The sequence below is a fragment of the Pseudomonas sp. FSL R10-2189 genome (assembly GCF_009600325.1).
Taxonomy (GTDB): Bacteria; Pseudomonadota; Gammaproteobacteria; order Pseudomonadales; family Pseudomonadaceae; genus Aquipseudomonas; species Aquipseudomonas helleri.
On the sequence record NZ_WIVZ01000021.1, the window covers coordinates 91,707 to 109,474 of the forward strand.

General features: G+C 57.0%; 16 protein-coding genes. 12 read left to right on the plus strand and 4 right to left on the minus strand.

Annotation, left to right across the window (positions count from 1 at the left end):
• Window positions 1–194 precede the first annotated feature (194 nt).
• The 6 genes from GHO32_RS16250 (at window position 195) to GHO32_RS16275 (ending at window position 6,957) form a co-directional block, all read left to right on the plus strand.
• On the plus strand, window positions 195–1,481 hold the full coding sequence (locus GHO32_RS16250) for an ABC transporter substrate-binding protein (protein ID WP_153336012.1): 1,287 nt from the start codon (window positions 195–197) through the stop codon (window positions 1,479–1,481).
• Between the two features lie 115 nt (window positions 1,482–1,596).
• A complete protein-coding gene (locus GHO32_RS16255; RefSeq protein ID WP_153336011.1) occupies window positions 1,597–2,505 on the plus strand; it encodes a carbohydrate ABC transporter permease in 909 nt (302 codons plus the stop codon).
• The gene (locus tag GHO32_RS16260; RefSeq protein WP_153329581.1) at window positions 2,498–3,343 is read left to right on the plus strand and encodes a carbohydrate ABC transporter permease; all 846 of its coding nucleotides are present in this window, start codon (window positions 2,498–2,500) and stop codon (window positions 3,341–3,343) included. Before GHO32_RS16255 ends, GHO32_RS16260 begins: the two co-directional genes overlap by 8 nt.
• A gap of 2 nt (window positions 3,344–3,345) precedes the next feature.
• Window positions 3,346–4,509 (plus strand): ABC transporter ATP-binding protein, encoded by a 1,164-nt coding sequence (locus GHO32_RS16265; RefSeq protein ID WP_048367937.1) that lies wholly within the window; start codon window positions 3,346–3,348, stop codon window positions 4,507–4,509.
• Between the two features lie 93 nt (window positions 4,510–4,602).
• Window positions 4,603–5,952 (plus strand): carbohydrate porin, encoded by a 1,350-nt coding sequence (locus tag GHO32_RS16270; protein ID WP_153336010.1) that lies wholly within the window; start codon window positions 4,603–4,605, stop codon window positions 5,950–5,952.
• Window positions 5,953–6,093: 141 nt separating this feature from the next.
• Window positions 6,094–6,957 (plus strand): D-hexose-6-phosphate mutarotase, encoded by an 864-nt coding sequence (locus GHO32_RS16275; protein WP_048367934.1) that lies wholly within the window; start codon window positions 6,094–6,096, stop codon window positions 6,955–6,957.
• A gap of 136 nt (window positions 6,958–7,093) precedes the next feature.
• Here the strand turns inward: GHO32_RS16275 and GHO32_RS16280 are convergent, their stop codons facing one another.
• Complete coding sequence (locus GHO32_RS16280; RefSeq protein ID WP_173430580.1) at window positions 7,094–7,954, minus strand: MurR/RpiR family transcriptional regulator; 861 nt, start codon at window positions 7,952–7,954, stop codon at window positions 7,094–7,096.
• A gap of 205 nt (window positions 7,955–8,159) precedes the next feature.
• Between GHO32_RS16280 and zwf the strand changes: the two genes are divergently transcribed.
• From zwf to GHO32_RS16295, 3 genes are read left to right on the plus strand one after another with little or no spacing between them, the layout of a single operon-like run.
• Window positions 8,160–9,629, plus strand: coding sequence for a glucose-6-phosphate dehydrogenase (gene zwf / locus GHO32_RS16285; protein WP_048367930.1), 1,470 nt, complete (start codon window positions 8,160–8,162; stop codon window positions 9,627–9,629).
• Window positions 9,616–10,329 carry a 6-phosphogluconolactonase gene (gene pgl, locus GHO32_RS16290; protein WP_153336009.1) on the plus strand — a complete coding sequence of 238 codons (714 nt, stop codon included), beginning with the start codon at window positions 9,616–9,618 and terminating at the stop codon, window positions 10,327–10,329. The genes zwf and pgl overlap by 14 nt, the downstream gene beginning before the upstream one ends.
• 17 nt (window positions 10,330–10,346) lie before the next feature.
• Window positions 10,347–11,012 carry a bifunctional 4-hydroxy-2-oxoglutarate aldolase/2-dehydro-3-deoxy-phosphogluconate aldolase gene (locus tag GHO32_RS16295; protein ID WP_153336008.1) on the plus strand — a complete coding sequence of 222 codons (666 nt, stop codon included), beginning with the start codon at window positions 10,347–10,349 and terminating at the stop codon, window positions 11,010–11,012.
• Window positions 11,013–11,160: 148 nt separating this feature from the next.
• Here the strand turns inward: GHO32_RS16295 and GHO32_RS16300 are convergent, their stop codons facing one another.
• Window positions 11,161–11,397, minus strand: a complete 237-nt coding sequence (locus GHO32_RS16300) for a DUF3820 family protein (RefSeq protein WP_048367925.1) — start codon at window positions 11,395–11,397, stop codon at window positions 11,161–11,163.
• A gap of 207 nt (window positions 11,398–11,604) precedes the next feature.
• Here GHO32_RS16300 and GHO32_RS16305 point away from each other — a divergent pair, with 207 nt between their 5' ends.
• The gene (locus GHO32_RS16305; protein ID WP_153336007.1) at window positions 11,605–12,072 is read left to right on the plus strand and encodes a PA2169 family four-helix-bundle protein; all 468 of its coding nucleotides are present in this window, start codon (window positions 11,605–11,607) and stop codon (window positions 12,070–12,072) included.
• Window positions 12,073–12,190: 118 nt separating this feature from the next.
• On the opposite strand, the gene GHO32_RS16310 is transcribed toward GHO32_RS16305, so the two are convergent.
• Together GHO32_RS16310 and GHO32_RS16315 are read right to left on the minus strand one after the other, a co-directional pair.
• Complete coding sequence (locus GHO32_RS16310; protein ID WP_153336006.1) at window positions 12,191–12,661, minus strand: MaoC family dehydratase; 471 nt, start codon at window positions 12,659–12,661, stop codon at window positions 12,191–12,193.
• A 76-nt stretch (window positions 12,662–12,737) separates the two neighbouring features.
• The gene (locus GHO32_RS16315; RefSeq protein WP_153336005.1) at window positions 12,738–13,682 is read right to left on the minus strand and encodes an alpha/beta hydrolase; all 945 of its coding nucleotides are present in this window, start codon (window positions 13,680–13,682) and stop codon (window positions 12,738–12,740) included.
• A gap of 199 nt (window positions 13,683–13,881) precedes the next feature.
• On the opposite strand from GHO32_RS16315, the gene fadD2 reads away from it, so the two are divergent.
• Both fadD2 and fadD1 read left to right on the plus strand, forming a co-directional pair.
• Window positions 13,882–15,570: a long-chain-fatty-acid--CoA ligase FadD2 gene (fadD2, locus tag GHO32_RS16320; RefSeq protein WP_153336004.1), complete on the plus strand. Its 1,689-nt coding sequence runs from the start codon at window positions 13,882–13,884 to the stop codon at window positions 15,568–15,570.
• A 361-nt stretch (window positions 15,571–15,931) separates the two neighbouring features.
• Window positions 15,932–17,623: a long-chain-fatty-acid--CoA ligase FadD1 gene (gene fadD1, locus GHO32_RS16325; RefSeq protein ID WP_123749780.1), complete on the plus strand. Its 1,692-nt coding sequence runs from the start codon at window positions 15,932–15,934 to the stop codon at window positions 17,621–17,623.
• Window positions 17,624–17,768: the final 145 nt, after the last annotated feature.

Consider the following 17,768-nt stretch of genomic DNA (forward strand, 5'->3'; position numbering starts at 1 on the left):
GTTCTGGCCTACAAGAAGCCTGACGTTGCTTATGCTGAAAGATCGCAAACAGCCCCGCGACTGCGTTTTTGAATGTCACCAGACGGTGACAAACAGACGTCTCTTCGTTACTTGAGGCGGGTGGCGCGTGGATACACTCATTCGTAGCGCAAGCAAAAGACTTGCACAGCTATAACAACAAGAAAGGGCATCTCATGAATTCATTCAATCGCCTCGCCGTCGTTATCTCTCTCGCCACACTATTCCCCCTGAGCAGCTATGCCGCCGACTCCAAAGGTTCGGTTGAAGTGGTGCACTGGTGGACGTCAGGTGGCGAAAAAGCTGCTGTCGATGTGCTGAAGGCTCAAGTTGAAAAAGACGGTTTCACCTGGAAGGACGGCGCTGTCGCCGGGGGTGGCGGTGCCACCGCGATGACCGTACTGAAAAGCCGCGCTGTGGCGGGTAACCCGCCGGGTATGGCACAGATCAAAGGGCCGGATATTCAAGAGTGGGCGTCTACCGGGCTGCTCGACACTGACGTGTTGAAGACGGTCGCCAAAGACGAAAAGTGGGACAGCCTGCTCGACAAGAAAGTCTCCGACACCGTGAAGTACGACGGTGATTACGTGGCCGTGCCGGTGAATATCCACCGCGTGAACTGGCTGTGGATCAACCCGGAAGTCTTCAAAAAAGCCGGTATCGAAAAACCACCGACCACCCTCGAAGAATTCTACGCAGCTGGTGACAAGCTCAAGGCCGCGGGCTTTATTGCGCTTGCCCACGGCGGCCAGCCTTGGCAGGACAGCACCGTGTTTGAAGCGGTGGTGCTATCGGTCATGGGCGTCGATGGCTACAAAAAAGCCCTGGTTGACCTCGACAACGATGCGTTGACCGGCCCGCAAATGGTCAAGGCGCTGACCGAACTGAAGAAAGTCGCGACCTACATGGACGCCGATGGCAAAGGCCAGGACTGGAACCTGGAAGCGGCCAAAGTCATCAACGGCAAGGCTGGCATGCAGATCATGGGTGACTGGGCCAAGAGTGAATGGACCGCCGCCAAGAAAATCGCCGGCAAAGACTATGAGTGCGTAGCCTTCCCGGGCACCGACAAAGCCTTCACCTACAACATCGACTCTTTGGCGGTGTTCAAGGTGAAAGACAAGGGCACTCAGGCCGGTCAACAAGACATTGCCAAAGTGGCCTTGGGTGAAGATTTCCAGAAAGTCTTCAGCATCAACAAGGGCTCGATTCCGGTTCGCAACGACATGTTGAACAACATGCAAAAGCTCGGCTTTGACGCCTGTGCCCAGACCTCGGCCAAGGACTTCCTGGCAGACGCCAAGTCCGGCGGCCTGCAGCCAAGCATGGCGCACAACATGGCGACCACGCTGGCCGTGCAGGGGGCGTTCTTTGACGTAATCACCAATTACATCAACGACCCTAAAGCCGACCCGGCCGACACCGCCAAAAAACTTGGCGCAGCGATCAAGTCCGCCAAGTAACCCCCTCCTGTAGGAGCGAGCTCGCCTCGCGATCTTTTGAGGCTCTAAAAGATCGCGAGACAAGCTCGCTACTACCCGGAGCAGTCTCTACTTTTTCCTCGCACGGATTTCCACCATGAGTTCTGTTGCTGCGTTCAGGAAAGTCTCGCCCTTCGATGTGTTGCAACGCTGGCTACCCAAACTGGTGCTGGCGCCGAGCATGATCATCGTGTTGGTGGGCTTCTATGGCTACATCCTGTGGACGTTCGTTTTGTCGTTCACCACCTCGACCTTTCTGCCGACCTACAAGTGGGCAGGCTTGGCGCAATACCAGCGTTTGTTCGACAACGACCGCTGGTGGGTCGCCAGCAAGAACCTGGTGGTGTTTGGCGGCATGTTTATCGGCATCACCCTTGTGATCGGCGTGACCCTGGCGGTGTTTCTCGACCAGCGCATCCGCCGCGAAGGGTTTATCCGCACGATTTATCTGTACCCGATGGCGCTGTCGATGATCGTCACCGGTACCGCCTGGAAATGGCTGTTGAACCCCGGCATGGGCCTGGACAAGTTGCTGCGTGACTGGGGCTGGCAAGGTTTTCGTCTCGACTGGCTGGTCGACCCTGACCGCGTGGTGTATTGCCTGGTCATTGCCGCCGTCTGGCAAGCCTCGGGTTTTATCATGGCCATGTTTCTTGCGGGCCTGCGCGGGGTGGATCAATCGATCATTCGTGCCGCCCAGATCGATGGCGCAAGCTTGCCGCGCATTTACTGGAAAGTGGTGCTGCCCAGCCTGCGTCCGGTGTTTTTCAGTGCGGTGATGATCCTCGCGCACATCGCGATCAAGAGCTTTGACCTGGTGGCGGCGATGACTGCCGGTGGGCCGGGCTACTCGTCAGATTTACCGGCCATGTTCATGTACTCCTTCACCTTCAGTCGCGGCCAGATGGGCATGGGCTCGGCCAGTGCGATTCTGATGCTCGGGGCAATTCTCGCGATCATTGTGCCTTACCTGTATTCCGAGCTGAGGGCCAAGCGAAATGACTAGTCTGACCGGCAAACGCTCAATAAGCCTGAGCCGCATCGCGATCTACGCGGTGCTGATTGTCGCGGTATTGCTGTACCTGGTGCCTTTGGTGGTCATGCTGCTGACCAGTTTCAAAACCCCGGAAGACATCAGCACCGGCAACTTGCTGAGCTGGCCGAGCGTGGTCACCGGCATTGGCTGGGTCAAGGCCTGGGCCACCGTTGACGGTTACTTCTGGAACTCGATCAAGATCACCGTTCCGGCGGTGCTGGCCTCGACCGCCATCGGCGCGTTGAACGGCTACGTGCTGTCGATGTGGCGCTTTCGCGGTTCGCAGTTGTTTTTCGGCTTGCTGCTGTTTGGCTGCTTCTTGCCGTTCCAAACGGTGCTGCTGCCAGCCTCGTTCACCCTCGGCAAGATGGGCCTGGCCAGCACCACCACGGGCCTGGTGATCGTGCACATCGTTTACGGGCTGGCGTTCACCACGCTGTTTTTCCGTAACTACTACGTCAGCATTCCCGACGCACTGGTGAAGGCTGCACGTCTGGATGGCGCGGGTTTCTTCACGATCTTTCGGCGGATCATTCTGCCGATGTCGACCCCGATCATCATGGTCTGCCTGATTTGGCAGTTCACCCAGATCTGGAACGACTTCCTGTTCGGTGTGGTGTTTTCCAGCGGTGATTCCCAGCCCATTACCGTGGCGCTGAACAACCTGGTCAACACCAGCACCGGGGTCAAGGAATACAACGTGGACATGGCGGCGGCGATGATCGCCGGGCTGCCGACCCTGCTGGTCTATGTGGTCGCAGGCAAGTATTTCGTGCGCGGGCTGACGGCCGGCGCGGTCAAGGGGTAATCATGGCAACGCTCGAGCTTCGTAACGTAAACAAGACCTATGGTGCTGGCCTGCCAGACACCCTCAAGAACATTGAACTGTCGATCAAGGACGGCGAGTTTTTGATCCTGGTCGGGCCTTCGGGCTGCGGCAAGTCGACGCTGATGAACTGCATCGCGGGCCTTGAGAACATCACTGGCGGCGCGATCATGATTGATGATCAGGACGTCAGCGGCATGAGCCCCAAGGATCGCGACATCGCCATGGTGTTCCAGTCTTACGCGCTGTACCCGACCATGAGCGTGCGCGAGAACATCGAGTTCGGCCTCAAGATCCGCAAGATGGCCCAGTCGGCCATTGATGAAGAAGTCGCGCGGGTCGCCAAGCTGTTGCAGATCGAGCACTTGCTCAATCGCAAGCCCGGCCAGTTGTCCGGTGGTCAGCAGCAGCGGGTGGCGATGGGGCGTGCGCTGGCACGTCGGCCCAAGATCTACCTGTTCGACGAACCGCTGTCCAACCTCGACGCCAAGCTGCGGGTCGAGATGCGTACTGAAATGAAACTGATGCACCAGCGTCTGAAGACCACCACCGTCTACGTGACCCACGACCAGATCGAAGCCATGACCCTGGGCGACAAGGTTGCGGTCATGAAGGACGGCATCATTCAGCAGTTCGGCACCCCCAAGCAGATCTACAACGACCCGGCCAACCTGTTCGTCGCCAGTTTCATCGGTTCGCCGCCAATGAATTTCATTGGTCTACGCTTGAAGCGTCAAGACGGCCGCTTGATGGCCGTGCTAGACAGCGGGCAGGCACGTTGTGAGTTACCGCTGGGGGTGCAGGACGCAGGGCTTGAAGAGCGGGATGTCATCGTCGGGATTCGTCCCGAGCAGATCATGCTGGCACCGCACGAGGCCAATGGCCTGCCAACGCTTCGCGCCGAAGTCAAAGTGACCGAGCCCACCGGGCCGGACACGTTGGTGTTCGTCCAGCTCAATGACGTCAAGGTGTGCTGCCGCCTGGCACCTGATGTTGCGCCGCAAGTGGGCGAGAGCCTGAACTTGCAGTTCGATCCGGCCAAGGTCCTGCTGTTTGATGCCCAGACAGGTGAGCGTTTAGGGGTTGGCGCTGCGTTATCCGCCCAGGACAGCAGGGGCGATAACGTCGCCCAATTCAAAGGACGCTAAAGCTGCACACAAGGACGCGTGTTGTTTCTGGCTGAAGATGTTGTAAACCGCGTTAGATAAAAACAGTTAATAACAAAAGACGAGGATTTTGGGATGAAAAAGCAACACGGCAATACCCGGTTGTTCTGCCAGCTGTCAGCGGCCGCCGTGCTGGTTATGTCTGCCAATGCGATGGCAGACGAAGCGTTCAGTGCCGATTCAAAATGGATGACCGGGGATTGGGGGGGCGAGCGGACCAAACTCATCGAACAGGGCATCGACATCAAGGCTGATTATGTCGGTGAAGTAGGCGCCAACCTGCATGGCGGCTACAACAACAATAAAACTGCGCGTTACAGCGACCAGTTTGGCCTGGGCGTGGCGCTGGACCTGCAAAAGCTCTGGGGCTGGGACAACACCCAGGCCAAGATCCAGCTCACCAACCGTAACGGTGATAACATCTCCAACGACCGTATCGGCGATCCGCGTGCCGGCACCTTGAGTTCGTCGCAAGAAGTCTACGGCCGTGGGCATATGGTGCGACTGACCCAGTTGTACATCCAGCATCAGTTCCTCGACGGCAAGCTCGACGTCAAAGCCGGTTACTTCGGTGAAGGCGAAGACTTCAACACCTTCCCGTGCGAGTTCCAGAACCTGGCGTTCTGCGGGTCTCAAGTGGGTAACTGGGCGACCAACATCTGGTACAACTGGCCGGTCAGCCAGGCGGCTCTGCGCGTGAAATACAACATCACGCCTGAGTTCTACGCACAGATCGGTGCCTACAACCAGAACCCGTCGCAACTGGAGCACGGCAACGGCTTCAAACTCAACGGCAGCGGCACCAAAGGTACGGTCTTGCCGGTCGAGCTGGTCTGGTCGCCGAAGGTCAACAACCTGCCGGGCGAATACCGCATCGGTTACTACAAAAGCTCGGCCCCTGCGCCTGACTTGCGCCAGGACATCAACGGCCAGGACGCGGCTACCACCGGCCAACCGTATCGCATGCATGACAGCAAGCACGGTTACTGGCTGGTTGTGCAGCAACAGCTCACCAGCCACAACGGTGATGCGTCGCGCGGCCTGAACATCGCTGCCAACGCAACCTTCCATGACAAGGCCACCAACATCGTCGACAACTACCAGTCACTGATGTTCGTGTACAAAGGCCCGTTCGATGCGCGTCCAAAAGATGACATCGGCATTGGCTTTGCCCGCATCCACGTCAACGACCAAGTGAAGAAAAACGCTGAGCTGGCTAACGTCGCCAATGATGTGACCAACTATGACAGCCTGTCGTACTCACCGCTGCGCGACACTGAGTACAACTACGAGCTCAACTACGGTATCCACGTGACCAATTGGCTGACCGTGCGTCCCAACTTGCAGTACATCACCCACCCCGGTGGCGTGGACAAAGTGGATAACGCATTGGTGGCCGGTTTGAAAATTCAGTCGGTCTTCTAACGGTTGTTGCGATAAGCTCCTTTTCGTTATGCGTAATTTCCGGATAGCCTGTGCTATCCGGTTTTTTTTGGGGAGGGCGCTTTGATGCAGACGAGGCCGTTTCCAAAGGGTTGGACGACATGATTTTCAGGACTGTGGGACATGCATGAGCATCCGCTTCACCGTTTTTTCAAATCAAAGCGTGAGCAGCCGATTTTCCAGTGGGAGCGTTTTCAGCAACGCGACGTACTGGTCATCGACCACCCGCACTGTCAGGCCGTGTTCAGTCGTCAAGGTGCGCAGTTGCTGCACTTCAAGCCGACCGGGCAAAAGCCCTGGTTGTGGTGCGCGGCTAAATGGCCTCAAGTGGGGGCGATCCGTGGGGGCGTGCCGATCTTTTGGCCGTGGTACGGGCGCCATCCCAGCGAAAATGCCTGGCCGTCCCATGGCTGGGCGCGGCTGATCGACTGGAAACTGCTGGACAGCAGCACCGACGAAGAAGGTGTTTCGCTGCACTGGCGTTTGCAGTTGTGCGACTGGCAGGTTGATCTGCACGCCCGGCTGGGCGAAAGCATGGAACTGCGCCTGAGCACCGAGCACCAGGACGACGAACCTTGCCAGGTCAGCCAGGCGTTGCGGGCTTATTGGCGGATTGGAGACGTGGCTGAGGTAGCGCTGTCTGGGCTTGATGGTGTGCGCGGTTACGACCAGCTCAATCGCGAGGCGTGCCAGCAAAAAGGTGAACTGAGGGTGGTGGGTGGATGCCAGCGCGTGTTCCAGCACGAAGGCGAAATGCAGCTAAACGACCACGCTTGGCAGCGTGCTTTAAGCATCGACACCGGCGATCATGCCAACACCGTGGTCTGGCACCCGGGCAAGCGGCCGTTGCTGGGCGTGAGCTGGAATGAAGTGATGGGGTTTGTCTGTGTCGAATCCGCCAGCACTGGCGCCCAGACCCAAAGCCTGGCCCCCGGCGAACAAGCGCACCTGAGCCTGCAGGCGCGGGCAGGTCTGTGTAACGCCTGACCCACAAAAAACTGTAGGGGCGAGCTTGCTCGCGATCTTTTAAAAGATCAAAAGATCGCGAGCAAGCTCGCTCCTACAGAGGCAACATGACTCTTGATCTAAACCACGCAGGCCGAACGCGGCAGTCCCAGAGTGATCAGTTGAACTCATCCCCCACCGGATAACGGCTGGCATTCAGGCTTTCTTTGATCTTGCGCAAATGCGGCTGGAAATCCACGCCCCGGCGCAGGGTCATGCCGGTGGCCAGCACGTCCAGCACCGTGAGCTGGATGATGCGCGAGGTCATGGGCATGTAAATGTCCGTGTCTTCGGGCAGCGGGATGTTCAGGCTCAAGGTACTGGCTTTGGCCAGTGGTGAGTTCTCAGCCGTCAGGCCCAGCACCGAAGCCCCGTTGGCGCGGGCAATGCGCGCCACTTCAACCAGTTCACGGGTACGCCCGGTGTACGAAATGATCACGAACAACTCCCCGGTGTGGGCCACCGAGGCGATCATGCGTTGCATCAGCACGTCAGCATGGGCCGTGACCGCCAGGTTGAAACGGAAGAATTTGTGCTGCGCATCCAGCGCCACCGGGGCCGAAGCGCCCAGCCCAAAAAAGTGGATTTGGCGTGCCTGAATCAACAAATCAACGGCGCGGCTGATCAGGTTCGGGTCCAGGGCCTGGCAGGCGCTGTCCAGCGAGGCAATCGCACTGCCGAAAATCTTTTGCGTGTAGGCCGCCGGATTGTCATCGGCCTCAACCGCCCGACTCACGTAAGCTGCGCCACTGGCCAGGCTTTGTGCCAGTTGCAGTTTTAACTCCGGATAACCGCTGACACCAAACGAGCGGCAGAAGCGATTGACCGTCGGCTCACTGACCGACGCCGCCTGCGCCAGGGCAGCAATGCTGAACCGGGTCGCTTGTTGCGGGTTCTGGAGAATAATTTCAGCTACCTTGCGCTCAGCCTTGTTCAGCTCTTCGAGGCGGCCTTTGATCTGTTCGAGTAAATTTCGCACGCGGTCCATTTGTGTTCCTTGGGTCGGCGATGCAATCAACCGTGCTAAAGCGGTTCGTGAGGTGGCCTATCCTACTGGTGGCCCGAGATGACCACTAGCGGGAATCTGTATTTAGAGAAAATGTTGTGTTTATTACTACATTTTTCCTTGAGTGATGCCTTGAAAAAAGGTATTTGTAGCTTAACTTGATAAAAGAACAAACATCATGCCTTCGATTACGGTTGAACCGTGCACCTTTGCCTTGTTCGGCGCCTTGGGCGATCTGGCCTTGCGCAAACTGTTCCCTGCCTTATATCAACTGGACCGTGCCGGCTTGCTGCATGCCGACACGCGCATTCTGGCGCTGGCCCGTGAGCCCGGCGATGCACTGAGCCATCTGGCGCATATCGACAGTCAGTTGCGTCAGTATGTCGGTGCCAAGGAAATCGAAGATGACGTGCTCACGCGCTTTTTAGCGCGCTTGAGCTACCTGCATGTGGATTTTCTCAAGACCGAAGATTACGTGCCGCTGGCCGAACTGGCGGGGACCGAACAGCGAGTCATCGCTTACTTCGCCACCCCAGCAGCGGTTTACGGCGCCATTTGCGAAAACCTGTCCAAAGTCGGCCTGGCTGACAACGCCCGTGTGGTGCTGGAAAAGCCGATCGGTTCGGACCTTGAGTCGTCGCGCAAGGTCAACGACGCCGTGGCGCAGTTCTTCCCCGAGAACCGCGTGTACCGCATCGACCACTACCTGGGCAAAGAGACGGTTCAAAACCTGATTGCCCTGCGCTTTGCCAACAGCTTGTTCGAAACCCAGTGGAACCAGCGCTACATCTCCCACGTGGAAATCACCGTGGCCGAGAAGGTCGGCATTGAGGGCCGTTGGGGTTACTTCGACAAGGCTGGCCAACTGCGCGACATGATTCAAAACCACTTGTTGCAGTTGCTCTGCCTGATCGCCATGGACCCGCCTGCGGACTTGTCGGCAGACAGCATCCGTGACGAGAAAGTCAAAGTACTCAAGGCCCTGGCGCCGATCAGCGCCGAAGGCCTGACCACCCAGGTGGTACGCGGTCAGTACATCGCCGGCTACAGCGAAGGCCAGTCGGTGCCGGGCTACCTGGAAGAAGAGAACTCCAATACCCAGAGCGACACCGAAACCTTCGTCGCCCTGCGTGCAGACATTCGCAACTGGCGCTGGGCCGGTGTGCCGTTTTATCTGCGTACCGGCAAGCGCATGCCGCAAAAGCTGTCGCAGATCGTGATCCACTTCAAGGAGCCGTCGCACTACATCTTCGCTCCTGAGCAGCGCCTGCAAATCGGTAACAAGCTGATCATTCGCTTGCAGCCGGACGAAGGCATTTCCCTGCGGGTGATGACCAAGGATCAAGGCCTGGACAAAGGTATGCACCTGCGCAGCGGCCCGTTGCAATTGAATTTTTCCGACACGTATCACAGCGCGCGGGTACCGGACGCTTACGAGCGTTTGTTGCTCGAAGTGATGCGCGGCAACCAGAACCTGTTCGTACGCAAAGATGAAATCGAAGCGGCGTGGAAGTGGTGCGACCAGTTGATCGCCGGCTGGAAAAAGTCCGGTGATGTGCCCAAGCCTTACGCGGCGGGCTCCTGGGGGCCGATGAGCTCCATTGCACTGATTACACGAGACGGGAGGTCTTGGTATGGCGATATCTGATTTGAAACTGCCCGAAGGTGTCACTGCGCACACCTTCAAAAACCCGGCGGTACTGGCCGAAGGGCTGGCCATTAAGGTGGCAGGGCGACTGAATGACGCCATTCAGGCGCAAGGCACTGCAACGCTGGTGGTCTCCGGTGGGCGTAGCCCGGTGGCGTTTTTCCAGAGCTTGATTAAACAACCGCTCGACTGGTCAAAAGTGGTCGTCAGCCTGGCTGACGAGCGCTGGGTGCCGGTAGAGCACGCCGACAGCAATGCCGGTTTGCTGAAAAAACATTTGCTTCAGGGCCCGGCTGCCAAAGCGCGCTTTGTGGGCTTGTACAACGTAGCTGCCAATCTTGAAGACGCCGCAGAACAGGCCGATCGAGCCTTGGCCGAGCTGCCGCCGATTGATGTGCTGATTCTGGGCATGGGCGATGACGGGCATACCGCTTCGTTGTTCCCGAACAGCCCGAATCTGGCCGAAGCGTTGACGCTGGATAACCCCCGTCGCTGCTGGCCGATGCTGGCGCCGACTGTGCCGCATCAGCGTTTGAGCATGAGCCGCAGCCTGTTGGCGAGCGCAAAAAACAAGGTCCTGTCGATTAGCGGGCAGGGCAAATTGAACACCCTCAACGATGCGCTGGGAGGCACCGACATTGCCGCCTTGCCGATTCGTGCCTTTCTGCAACCTACGTTAGAGATTTACTGGTGCCCATGAGCCAAGGATCAGCTGCCATGACAACACGCATTGCCAACGTCTCGATGGCGGATAAAGTCGCCCTGATCGACGAATTGTGCGCCAAGGCGCGCATTCTGCCGGTGATTACCATTGCGCGTAAGCAGGACATTTTGCCGTTGGCCGATGCGCTGGCGGCAGGTGGCCTGACAGCCCTGGAAGTCACCCTGCGTTCGGAGTTCGGCCTGGAAGCCATCCGCGTGCTGCGTGATCAGCGCCCTGAGCTGGTGACCGGTGCTGGCACCATTCTGGATCGCCACATGCTGGCGGCGGCCGAAGAGGCCGGTTCGCAATTTATCGTCACGCCGGGTATTACCCGTGATCTGCTCGAAGCCAGCGTGGCCAGCGATATCCCGCTGCTGCCGGGCATCAGCAACGCCTCCGGCATCATGGAAGGCTATGGCTTGGGCTATCGCCGATTCAAACTGTTCCCGGCTGAAGTCAGCGGTGGCGTCGCTGCCATCAAGGCGCTGGGCGGCCCGTTTGGCGAAGTGAAATTCTGCCCGACCGGCGGCGTAGGCCCGGCGAACATCCGCAACTACATGGCGTTGAAAAACGTCATGTGCGTGGGCGGTAGCTGGATGCTCGACAGCGAGTGGATCAAAAACGGTGATTGGGCGCGCATTCAAGAATGCACCGCCGAGGCACTGGCACTGCTGGATTGATGACCTTGTAACGAATTGTTGTGTGTTCTACGGTTTTTGGTGCGCTTGGTCGGCGCACCTTTTTTTTGCCTGGAAATTGGGGCCTTATACCTTTCGGATCAAGATCAAAAGATCGCGAGGCAAGCTCGCTCCTACAGGATTTGTGGCTTTAATGCCGTGGCTTGGGCTTGCCATGTTTGGCCCGCAACGGGTCCAGCAGGTCCGAGAGGCCGTTGTGATCAATCTCTTGCATCAACGCCAGCAAACCACCCAATTCCCCTTTGGGGAAGCCTTCGCGGGCAAACCAGTTCAGGTACTGCCCCGGCAGGTCGGCAATGATTCGGCCTTTGTATTTGCCAAAGGGCATTTCGTGGGTGATCAGCAGTTCGAGTTTTTCGGGGTTCATTCCTGGGCCTTAAGTGCGTGCAGCAACAGGGTGGAAAATACAGGCATTTTGCATGCAGGCCAAATGACAGATCATGCAAAACAGCCGGAAGCTGATTTTCTATAATTAGTTAAGTTATTGATTTATAAGGTTTTATTTTTATTCAAAAGCTGGCACGAGGACTGCAATCTCTATTGCACGATCCTCAACTCAGCAAGGAATTGAAAAATGACTGACCTTAATAAAGAAGCCATCTCTGTCCTGAACGACCTGATCGAAACCAGCAAAGATGGCCAGGAAGGCTTCAAGACCTGCGCCGAAGATATCAAGAACCCTGAGCTCAAAGCGCTGTTTGTTAAGCGTTCTGCAGATTGCGGCACGGCCGCAGCTGAGCTTCAGGCCGAAGTGCGCAAGCTTGGCGGTGACCCGGAAACCAGCACCAGCGTAGCCGGTGACCTGCACCGTCGTTGGGTCGACGTTAAGTCGATCTTTACCGGCAAAGGTGAAGAGGCTGTGCTCAACGAAGCCGAGCGCGGTGAAGACCATGCGCTGAAAGCGTATAAAGAAGCGCTGGAGAAAATCTCCAAGCACAACCTGATCGGCATCCGTGATGTGGTTGAGCGCCAGTACTTGAACGTACAACGCAACCACGACCAGGTTAAAGCACTGCGTAACCAGGCGCGTGCCCGGGCTTAACCTCAGCCCTTAAGCCAATGTGGGAGCGGGCTTGCCCGCGATAGCAGCAACGCGGTCTTTAACAGGACCGCGTTGTTTTTATCGCGAGCAAGCCCGCTCCCACTTTTTTGGCGCTCAATCAGCCAATGCTGATGGTTGGCAACACCGGCAGGTTCACGGTTTGTTGCTTGCGTGGCGCAATGATCTCAGCTTCGCCGTCGACCACGATTTCTTCACGTTGGTTGAACACTCGGGTGGCAATGCGCACGCGAAACTTTGGCAGCTTTTCCAGAATCTCCAGACGCACGGTCAGGGTGTCGCCGATTTTGACCGGCTTCTGAAAGGTCATTTGCTGGCCCACATAAATAGTGCCCGGGCCAGGCAGCTCGCACGCTACGGCAGCGCTGATCAGTGCACCACTGAACATGCCGTGGGCAATGCGCTCTTTGAACATGGTCGCGGCGGCAAATTCTGGGTCGAGGTGCACCGGGTTGTGGTCACCAGACATGGCCGCAAAAAGCTGAATATCACGCTCTTCGACGGTTTTGCTGTAGCTGGCAGTCTGGCCGACTTCGAGGGCTTCGTACGGGGTGTTGGTAACCTGGGTCATCTAGCGCATGTCCTGTGACGGGTGATTAGTTTCAAGGTTTTGATTTTAAAGTCTTTTTAAAAAATAAGTGATTCGATTATTCGCTCCGCGGCGGGCGTGAACAGCTTAGCGCCTGATTCAGCCATGCGATGGCATCAGCCGTCACATCGTCGCGGTTGGTTTCATTAAATAGCTCATGACGCGCGTGGGGGTACAGGTTGAGTTGCACCTGTTGAAGTCCCGCCTTGCGCAAAGCGTCGCTCAGATCTACCAGACGCTTGCCTTCACTGACCGGGTCACAGGTGCCGCCGATAACCAAAACCGGCAGTGAAGAGTCAATCTGGACGAGATTGGACGCTTTGCTGATTTGCTGCAAGCCACCGAGCAGGTCGACCCACAACTGATTGGTGCACCTAAAACCGCACAACGGGTCATTGGCGTAGGCGTCGACCTCGGCCGGATCACGGCTCAGCCAGTCATAGCGTGTGCGATTGGGCTTGAAGGCTTTATTGAATGAACCGAACGACAGCCATTCGATCAGCGCGCTGCGGCCTTTAGGCCCTTGGCGCCAACGCTCGAAACGGGCAATCAGGCTGGCGCTGCGGTACAACGCCACCGGTTGAAAATTGGAAGCGCTGAGGATCGCGCCCTGTACGCTGGCGCTGTGATGCAGCAAGTACGCCTGGGCGATGTAACTGCCCATGCTGTGGCCGAGAATAAACACGGGTGTGCCGGGGTGCGACTGGCCAATGTGGCGGTTAAGGTTTGCTACATCGCTGACCACCGCGCACCAGCCGTCTTCATCGGCGTAATAACCCAGCGTGCCGCGTTCTGCCGTCTTGCCATGCCCGCGCTGGTCGTGGGCATACAGCCCAAAACCGGCCTCACTCAAAGCTTGGCCCAAACGTGCGTAGCGCCCACCGTGCTCGGCCATGCCATGGGCCAGCAAGACAATTGCCTTGGGCTTATCCTCAGGTAGCCACTGGTGCACGAAAAGCCCTGTACGGTCATTCGTTTCCAGCCAAAAGGTGTGTGGGTTCATGGCAGTTCCTTTACACGGTGTCGTAGCACTGTATAGCGCATTAACGGCACCACAGGCGAAATCACAGTAATAAGATTCAAGATGTAAATGGCGAAGATCGCCTTATTTGCCTACTACTTGATAACTGTTAACGTCCGGATGCTGTGCTTTTACTGCATCACGATGCAGCCAGACATGCTCAGGTAAGAGGATAAAAACAATGCATCCTGATTTCTGGAACGACAAACGTCCCGCAGGCGTACCGCTGGACATTGATATGACTGCCTTCACCTCAGTGGTGGATGTCTTTGAGCGCTCCTGCAAAAAATTTGCAGACCGGCCGGCCTTCAGTAACCTCGGGGTCACCCTGACCTATGCCGAGCTTGATCGCCACAGCGCGGCGTTTGCCGGTTATTTGCAGCAGCACACCAACCTGGTGCCCGGTGACCGCATCGCAGTTCAAATGCCCAATATTCTGCAGTACCCGATTGCGGTGTTTGGTGCGTTACGTGCGGGCCTGGTGGTGGTTAACACCAACCCGTTGTACACCTCGCGTGAAATGCGCCATCAGTTCAAGAGTGCGGGCATTCGTGCATTGGTCTACCTGAACATGTTTGGCAAGCGCGTGCAGGAGGTGCTCGAAGACACCGAAATCGAGTACCTGATCGAAGCAAAAATGGGCGACCTGATGCCCACCGTCAAAGGTTGGGTCACTAACCTGGTGGTCGACAAGGTTAAAAAGCTCGTGCCGTCCTACCGGTTGCCGCAGGCCATTCATTTCAAGCAGGTGTTGCAGCAAGGAGCAGGGCATCCGTTGCGGTCGCTGCAAGTCAGGCTGGATGACATTGCTGTGCTGCAATACACCGGCGGCACCACGGGTTTGCCGAAAGGCGCGATGCTGACCCATGGCAATCTGGTAGCCAATATGCAGCAGATTCGTGGCTGCTTGTCCCAGCATGCCGAAGATGGTTTGCCGCTGCTCAAGGAAGGTCAGGAAGTCATGGTGGCGCCGTTGCCGCTCTACCATATCTATGCGTTCACCGCGAATTGCATGTGCATGATGGTGACCGGCAACCACAACATCCTGATCACCAACCCGCGTGACATCGCAGGCTTTATCAAGGAGCTTAAAAACTGGCGGTTCACTGCATTTTTGGGCCTGAACACCCTGTTCGTGGCGCTGATGGATCACCCGGAATTCAAGACCCTGGATTTCTCCTCACTCAAACTCACCAACTCGGGCGGCACGGCGCTGGTCAAGGCCACGGCAGAGCGCTGGGAAAAACTCACCGGTTGCCGCATCGTCGAGGGCTACGGCCTGACCGAAACGTCGCCGGTCGCCAGTGCCAACCCTTACGGCGGGTTTGCCCGGCTGGGCACGGTGGGCATGCCGGTGCCAGGCACGCTCATGAAAGTCATCAGCGATGACGGGGCTGAGCTGGGGCTGGGGGAGCGCGGCGAACTGTGCGTCAAAGGCCCGCAGGTCATGAAAGGCTACTGGAAAAATCCCGAGGCCACGGCCGAGGTGCTGGATGCCGAGGGCTGGTTCAAAACCGGCGATATCGCGGTGATCGATCCCGATGGGTATGTGCGCATCGTCGACCGTAAAAAAGACCTGATCATTGTCTCGGGTTTCAATGTGTACCCCAACGAAATCGAAGACATCGTGATGGCTCACCCCAAAGTGGCGAACTGTGCCGTTATCGGAGTACCCGACGAACGGACAGGCGAAGCCGTCAAATTGTTCGTGGTGCCGCGTGCCGGGGGGGTGAGCGTTGAAGAGCTCAAGGCGTACTGCAAAGACAATTTCACCGGCTACAAAGTGCCCAAGCAGATTGTGGTTCGGGATTCATTGCCCATGACGCCGGTGGGCAAGATTTTGCGCCGGGAGTTACGAGATACCGTCTGATTCGTTCAGTCAGGCGACAAATGCCCGTGTGCCTTTGGCACGCGGGCTTTTTTATTGGGTGTGAAATCAACCGGGTCGGGTCTTAAAAGGGCCGTTGATGGCGCTGTAAGCCCTTGTTTAGACGGGTTTTGACAAAAATAGAGTTATGGCTCTAATGGTGACTTAGGATTGTAGGACAGTCAGAAAAGTGACGCTAAGGGCCTTTTTTGGCTCTAGGCGGCCTCTGGCAAAGCTGCTACTCTCGGCGCGCTTTGTGACTTCTCGGTAAGTAAAAAAGCCGGAATTACCATTACAAAAATCAAACAAATAATAACCGCATCAAATGCGGTGAAGAATTCGCGACGCTGAGGAGTGGGCTTCCATGATTGAAGACTTTTGGAAGGATAAGTACCCAGCTGGGATTGCTGCTGAAATCAATCCTGACGAATACCCAAATATTCAGACGGTATTGCGCCAATCTTGCCAACGTTTCGCCGATAAGCCGGCCTTCAGTAACCTCGGCAAAACCATCACCTACGGTGAGCTTTACGAGCTGTCAGGCGCCTTTGCTGCCTGGTTGCAACAGCACACCGACCTGCAACCTGGCGACCGTATCGCCGTACAACTGCCCAACCTGCTGCAATACCCGATTGCTGTGTTCGGAGCCATCCGCGCCGGTTTGATCGTGGTCAACACCAATCCGCTGTACACCGCGCGGGAAATGGAACACCAGTTCAATGACTCCGGCGCCAAGGCGTTGGTGTGCCTGGCCAACATGGCGCACTTGGCCGAAAAGGTCGTGCCGCAGACCTCGGTCAAGTATGTGATCGTCACCGAAGTGGCCGACATGCTGTCGCCGTTCAAGCGTGTGCTGATCAACAGCGTCATCAAGTACGTGAAAAAAATGGTCCCGGCGTACCACTTGCCGAACGCCATCAAGTTCAACGACATCCTGAGCAAAGGTCATGGCCAGCCCGTCAAGGAAGCCAACCCGATTAGCAGCGATGTCGCGGTGCTTCAATACACCGGTGGTACTACCGGCGTGGCCAAGGGCGCGATGCTGTCCCACCGCAACTTGATCGCCAACATGTTGCAGTGCAAGGCACTGATGGGCTCCAACCTCAATGAAGGCAGCGAGATCCTCATCACCCCGTTGCCGCTGTACCACATCTACGCGTTTACCTTCCATTGCATGGCGATGATGTTGCTGGGCAACCACAACATCCTGATCAGCAACCCGCGCGATCTGCCGGCGATGGTTAAAGAACTGTCGAAGTGGAAGTTCTCCGGCTTTGTCGGGCTAAACACCTTGTTTATTGCGCTGTGTAACAGCGAGGCTTTCCGCAAGCTGGACTTTTCGCACCTCAAGGTCACCTTGTCGGGCGGTATGGCGTTGCAATTGTCAGTGGCTGAGCGCTGGAAGACCGTGACCGGTTGTCCGATCTGCGAAGGCTACGGCATGACCGAAACCAGTCCGGTGGCGTCGGTCAACCCGATCCAGAACATCCAGGTGGGCACCATCGGGATCCCGATGCCTTCTACCTTGTGCAAAGTCATCAATGATGCGGGCGAAGAGTTGCCGTTGGGTGAAATTGGCGAGCTGTGCATCAAAGGCCCGCAGGTCATGAAAGGTTACTGGGAGCGCCCTGACGCCACCGCCGAAATCATGGACAGCGATGGCTGGTTGAAGTCCGGTGACATTGCGGTGATTCAGCCGGATGGCTATATGCGCATCGTTGACCGCAAAAAAGACATGATCCTGGTGTCGGGCTTCAACGTGTACCCGAACGAGCTGGAAGACGTCATGGCCTCGTTGCCAGGTGTTTTGCAGTCGGCGGCGATTGGTATTCCGGATGAGAAAACCGGTGAACTGATCAAGGTCTTCATCGTGGTCAAGCCAGGCATGACCCTGACCAAAGAACAGGTCATGGCGCACATGCGGGCCAACCTGACGGCTTACAAAGCACCCAAGATCATCGAGTTCCGTGAAAGCCTGCCAACAACCAACGTGGGCAAGATCTTGCGTCGCGAATTACGCGATGAAGAACTGAAAAAACTGGGCCTCAAAAAATAACCCCGCCCAGACACAACAAAGCCCCGCATTGCGGGGCTTTGTTGTTTTTGCAGCGGCTGCACATCCTCTGAACTGCCCCCCAAAAGTTGGACAGATTAACTAGCGCCCAGCGCAGCCTGAGTCCTGTATCCCACAGGGCTTAGGC

Coding starts and splice junctions, on each gene's coding strand:
- GHO32_RS16250 (WP_153336012.1), top strand. CDS start 195: ATGAATTCATTCAATCGCCTCGCCGTCGTTATCTCTCTCGCCACACTA.
- GHO32_RS16255 (WP_153336011.1), top strand. CDS start 1,597: ATGAGTTCTGTTGCTGCGTTCAGGAAAGTCTCGCCCTTCGATGTGTTG.
- GHO32_RS16260 (WP_153329581.1), top strand. CDS start 2,498: ATGACTAGTCTGACCGGCAAACGCTCAATAAGCCTGAGCCGCATCGCG.
- GHO32_RS16265 (WP_048367937.1), top strand. CDS start 3,346: ATGGCAACGCTCGAGCTTCGTAACGTAAACAAGACCTATGGTGCTGGC.
- GHO32_RS16270 (WP_153336010.1), top strand. CDS start 4,603: ATGAAAAAGCAACACGGCAATACCCGGTTGTTCTGCCAGCTGTCAGCG.
- GHO32_RS16275 (WP_048367934.1), top strand. CDS start 6,094: ATGCATGAGCATCCGCTTCACCGTTTTTTCAAATCAAAGCGTGAGCAG.
- zwf (WP_048367930.1), top strand. CDS start 8,160: ATGCCTTCGATTACGGTTGAACCGTGCACCTTTGCCTTGTTCGGCGCC.
- pgl (WP_153336009.1), top strand. CDS start 9,616: ATGGCGATATCTGATTTGAAACTGCCCGAAGGTGTCACTGCGCACACC.
- GHO32_RS16295 (WP_153336008.1), top strand. CDS start 10,347: ATGACAACACGCATTGCCAACGTCTCGATGGCGGATAAAGTCGCCCTG.
- GHO32_RS16300 (WP_048367925.1), bottom strand. CDS start 11,397: ATGAACCCCGAAAAACTCGAACTGCTGATCACCCACGAAATGCCCTTT.
- GHO32_RS16305 (WP_153336007.1), top strand. CDS start 11,605: ATGACTGACCTTAATAAAGAAGCCATCTCTGTCCTGAACGACCTGATC.
- GHO32_RS16310 (WP_153336006.1), bottom strand. CDS start 12,661: ATGACCCAGGTTACCAACACCCCGTACGAAGCCCTCGAAGTCGGCCAG.
- GHO32_RS16315 (WP_153336005.1), bottom strand. CDS start 13,682: ATGAACCCACACACCTTTTGGCTGGAAACGAATGACCGTACAGGGCTT.
- fadD2 (WP_153336004.1), top strand. CDS start 13,882: ATGCATCCTGATTTCTGGAACGACAAACGTCCCGCAGGCGTACCGCTG.
- fadD1 (WP_123749780.1), top strand. CDS start 15,932: ATGATTGAAGACTTTTGGAAGGATAAGTACCCAGCTGGGATTGCTGCT.